This window comes from Sphingomonas arvum (assembly GCF_026013565.1).
Taxonomy (GTDB): Bacteria; Pseudomonadota; Alphaproteobacteria; order Sphingomonadales; family Sphingomonadaceae; genus Sphingomicrobium; species Sphingomicrobium arvum.
In genome coordinates this window covers 1-2,904 of the sequence record NZ_JAPDOB010000004.1, presented here as the reverse complement: position 1 = coordinate 2,904, position 2,904 = coordinate 1, and the positions used below count along the sequence as shown (strand labels likewise).

1 protein-coding gene is annotated in these 2,904 nt (G+C 60.7%); it reads right to left on the bottom strand.

What is annotated here, in order from left to right; all coding sequences use genetic code 11:
• Positions 1-2,529, bottom strand: a 2,529-nt coding sequence (locus OMW55_RS13820; RefSeq protein ID WP_264884025.1) for a hypothetical protein, incomplete at its 3' end; no start/stop codon positions are given.
• Positions 2,530-2,904 lie beyond the last annotated feature (375 nt).

Genomic DNA, 2,904 nt, shown 5'->3' with positions numbered 1-2,904 from the left:
GTCGCCATACCCATCGCCATTCATGTCGGCAACGTGCCGCGGATAAACGTCCTGGCTGCTCCAACCACCTGCGCCAACGGCGAAGTTGCTCACCAGAACGGCGCCGGGCTTGTCGAACTGGAACGAGTACAAACCGTCGCTGAACCGAATCTGCTCAACGCCGAAAAGTCGATCGATGCCCTCTTTGCCTGCGCTAATGGTAAGGGTGCCATCCGCATTATGCACCACTGACGCCTGTGCGCGGGTCAGTGAGTAAACTGCAGTATCAATACCTGCACCGCCGTTTATCGAATCGTCGCCCAGACCGCCCGTAAGTACATCTGACTTCTCTGTTCCAGTCAGATGCAGCGACGCGATGCCATTTGCATTGAAGGTCTGGACGAAGACGCCGGCAGGGATGGGGGTGCCTTCGCGCGTGCTGACAGTGCCAGTAACCGTTGAGCCGGTGGTGAGACCGCCGAGGATCAGCAGGGTCTGGGCATCGCTTTCACCAAGCTGCGCGAGGATGGCTGAGGGCACATGGTAGATGCCGTTCGCGTCTGCCGTGACCGGAACCAGAATGACGCCGTTCGGCAGCCGCGTGGCGCCTGGGACCCCCGTCAGATCGAACCAGGTGCTATCTTCGGCCGTCGTGATCTGCAGTTGAGCTGAAGTCGGGCCGGTGCCGTTGGCATAGGAAGCAGAGTCAACGTGGAAGGCTTCCGGGCGGCCGAGCCCGGTGGCGATAACTCCGATTCCGTTTGTGTTAACGATGTAGCTGGTGGCGACATTGTCGAGTGCGGCCGACGGATCGTAACGCCATTCCTGGTGCGTCTCGATATCCACCTCGATGCGTTCGCCCTGGCTTAGGCCCTTCACCACCAAGCTCAGGCGGGTGTCGTTACTAAACTGATCGAGGGTCGCCGCCGTGATCTGGATGTGACCGTCCACGAGAGTGAGTGCCACGGTCGTGGGCTGGCCGTTATTGTCGAGCCCTGCCAGCGAGAATGTCGCTCCGGACGAGGTCAAGGACGAGAAGATATAGAAATCGCTCGGACTGCCGACCAGCGGCACGGACATCGTCTGGCCGGAGGCAGAAGCCGTGACAGTGGCGTGCCGCCACGCTTCTGTCTCTGGCACCAGGCCATAGGTGAGCACATAGCCACCGTTGTCGAGTGCCCGCAGGTCGTAGGAGACATCGTCGAATTCGCCCTTGAGCAGATCCGACGAGATTCCCTGCAGCACCGTCACGCCGCCCAGCTTGGTGCCGTCCGCAGCGAAGCGCTGCACGGCCAATCCGTCGGGGTCGCCGTCACGATCGGCATCGGTCACCCAGTGAACCACGTAGCCGCCTCCATCGAGTGGCGTTACCCCCACCAGGTCTTCAGAATCTTCACCGCTCACCAGCGATGCTGAGCCGCCGTCCAGACGAACACCATGATCGCCAAGCGACATGCCATTTGCGTTGAAGGTCTGGACGAAGACGCCGGCAGGGATGGGGGTGCCTTCGCGCGTGCTGACAGTGCCAGTAACCGTTGAGCCGGTGGTGAGACCGCCGAGGATCAGCAGGGTCTGGGCATCGCTTTCACCAAGCTGCGCGAGGATGGCTGAGGGCACATGGTAGATGCCGTTCGCGTCTGCCGTGACCGGAACCAGAATGACGCCGTTCGGCAGCCGCGTGGCGCCTGGGACCCCCGTCAGATCGAACCAGGTGCTATCTTCGGCCGTCGTGATCTGCAGTTGAGCTGAAGTCGGGCCGGTGCCGTTGGCATAGGAAGCAGAGTCAACGTGGAAGGCTTCCGGGCGGCCGAGCCCGGTGGCGATAACTCCGATTCCGTTTGTGTTAACGATGTAGCTGGTGGCGACATTGTCGAGTGCGGCCGACGGATCGTAACGCCATTCCTGGTGCGTCTCGATATCCACCTCGATGCGTTCGCCCTGGCTTAGGCCCTTCACCACCAAGCTCAGGCGGGTGTCGTTACTAAACTGATCGAGGGTCGCCGCCGTGATCTGGATGTGACCGTCCACGAGAGTGAGTGCCACGGTCGTGGGCTGGCCGTTATTGTCGAGCCCTGCCAGCGAGAATGTCGCTCCGGACGAGGTCAAGGACGAGAAGATATAGAAATCGCTCGGACTGCCGACCAGCGGCACGGACATCGTCTGGCCGGAGGCAGAAGCCGTGACAGTGGCGTGCCGCCACGCTTCTGTCTCTGGCACCAGGCCATAGGTGAGCACATAGCCACCGTTGTCGAGTGCCCGCAGGTCGTAGGAGACATCGTCGAATTCGCCCTTGAGCAGATCCGACGAGATTCCCTGCAGCACCGTCACGCCGCCCAGCTTGGTGCCGTCCGCAGCGAAGCGCTGCACGGCCAATCCGTCGGGGTCGCCGTCACGATCGGCATCGGTCACCCAGTGAACCACGTAGCCGCCTCCATCGAGTGGCGTTACCCCCACCAGGTCTTCAGAATCTTCACCGCTCACCAGCGATGCTGAGCCGCCGTCCAGACGAACACCATGATCGCCAAGCGACGGCGAAGAATTGAAAGTCATAAAACTGCTCCCCCAAACTCGCACCTAGCTCACATCTAGGATCTCGAGCTCTAATGCATTAGAATGATAAGACTGGGTGCAACCCTTACTGTCAACGGACTTGACCAGCGTTGTTGCAGGCGGACTTGGCAGCGAGTGCACGAACCGCGAATACCGAAACCCTATGCTGATGCTCACCCTATTGAGGGAGCAGCTTAACCTACGCGTGACCCAAGAGCAGTGGCTAGCGTGATGCTAGGTATTCAACCAGTCGCCCTGGTTCATTCCTGCATATACGCCAGCATACCCGAAGCCAACGATGTCGGCGGCGCCATCTCCGTTGAGGTCGGCCAATTCACGGTGATAGGTGGCATCGCTGGTCCAACCCTGGTTGGC